Source organism: Paracoccus laeviglucosivorans (assembly GCF_900182695.1).
Lineage (GTDB): Bacteria > Pseudomonadota > Alphaproteobacteria > Rhodobacterales > Rhodobacteraceae > Paracoccus > Paracoccus laeviglucosivorans.
Map to the genome: position 1 here is coordinate 1 of NZ_FXTK01000071.1, position 1504 is coordinate 1504.

Below are 1504 nucleotides of genomic sequence, written 5' to 3' on the forward strand. Positions count from 1 at the left end.
CGCGCGCAGATCGGCAAAGGCATGTGGGCGATGCCCGACCGCATGGCCGACATGCTGGCGCAAAAGATCGCCCATCCCATGGCGGGCGCGAATACGGCATGGGTGCCCAGCCCGACCGCCGCGACGCTGCACGCGACCCATTACCACAAGGTCGATGTCCATGCCCGTCAGGCCGAGATCGAGGCGCTGAAGCGTCCCGTGCGTCTGGACGACCTGCTGACCATCCCGCTGGCCGCCGGGCGCAATTACAGCGACACCGAAATCGCGCGCGAGTTGGAGAACAACTGCCAGGGCATCCTTGGCTATGTGGTGCGCTGGGTCGATCAGGGCGTCGGCTGTTCCAAGGTGCCCGACATCAACGACGTGGGCCTGATGGAGGACCGGGCGACGCTGCGCATCTCGGCGCAGTCGCTGGCGAACTGGCTGCTGCATGGTACGGTCAGCCAGCAGCAGGTCATGGACGCGATGCGCAAGATGGCCGAGGTGGTGGACCGTCAGAACGCCGGCGACGCGGCTTATCGCCCGATGGCGCCCGGCTTTGACGGCGTGGCGTTTCAGGCGGCCTGTGATCTGGTGTTCCTGGGCCGCGTCCAGCCCTCGGGCTATACCGAACCGGTCCTCCACGCCCGACGCCTACAAGCAAAGGCCGAGGCGAAGGGGTGATGCTGGCGCGGCTTGCCGCCCTCCCGCAAGCCTGGCTGGTGCCCTTTGGGCTGGCCGGGCTGATGCTGGGATGGCTGCTGCCTGATCTGCCGCGTCTTCGCCCGCTGGGATGGCTAATTGTCGCAGGCGGACTGGCGCTGATGGGCTGGGCTGCTCTTGTCATGCAACGCGCCCGCACGACGGTCTGGCCGGGCCAGCGACCTGCGCGTTTGGTCACATGGGGACCGTTCGCGCTGTCGCGCAATCCGATCTATCTGGGCGACCTGATCCTGCTGGCAGGCGTTTTTCTTGTCGCGAATGCACCTGCCGGTCTGGTTGTTTTGCCCGGATTTGCGCTGTTTCTTACCCGCCGCTTCATTCTTTCCGAGGAGGCCATGGTGCAGGATGCGTTCGGTGCTGAATTTTCGGCATATCGTCGCAAAACTCGCCGTTGGCTTTGACAGCTCTGCGGTCGTCAGGGCGGTTTTCGCACATCGCCAGATTTAACATCGCGTGACGCGACGTCCGATTTACGGATGATGATACCCTGTCACGGTCTTGTGAAAGATTGTTGCGCAGTGCTATGCAGCCTCTGTTGAGACGCTAACAGGGGAGGTGCCTTCGTGAAGATCGGCGCTTTGAAGGAAAACTTCGAGGGGGAGGCCAGGGTGGCCATCACCCCGTCCTCCGCTGCCCATCTGAAAAAGCTGGGCCATGAGGTTTTCGTGGAATCCGGTGCGGGCACGCGCGCTGGTTTTTCAGACGGTGCCTATCAGGCGGCAGGCATCACGGTCGAGCCGACCGCGGCGGCCCTGATCAATGACGTCGATGTCGTGGTCAAGGTGCGCCCTCCGGTGGAGGG

The 1504-nt window shown here is 63.9% G+C and carries 1 protein-coding gene and 2 pseudogenes; all 3 read left to right on the forward strand.

Features of this window, described 5'->3' with window-relative positions; translation table 11 throughout:
• Positions 1-663: pseudogene (locus FN835_RS21040) on the forward strand (malate synthase G); the annotation flags it as partial.
• On the forward strand, positions 663-1103 hold the full coding sequence (locus FN835_RS21045; protein WP_185958803.1) for a methyltransferase family protein: 441 nt from the start codon (positions 663-665) through the stop codon (positions 1101-1103). The pseudogene FN835_RS21040 and the gene FN835_RS21045, both read left to right, overlap by 1 nt.
• Before the next feature lie 162 nt (positions 1104-1265).
• A pseudogene (locus tag FN835_RS21050) lies at positions 1266-1504 on the forward strand (Re/Si-specific NAD(P)(+) transhydrogenase subunit alpha); the annotation flags it as partial.

What these genes read in the sequence shown, in the direction of transcription:
- FN835_RS21045 (WP_185958803.1), top strand. Translation starts at nt 663, where the DNA reads ATGCTGGCGCGGCTTGCCGCCCTCCCGCAAGCCTGGCTGGTGCCCTTT.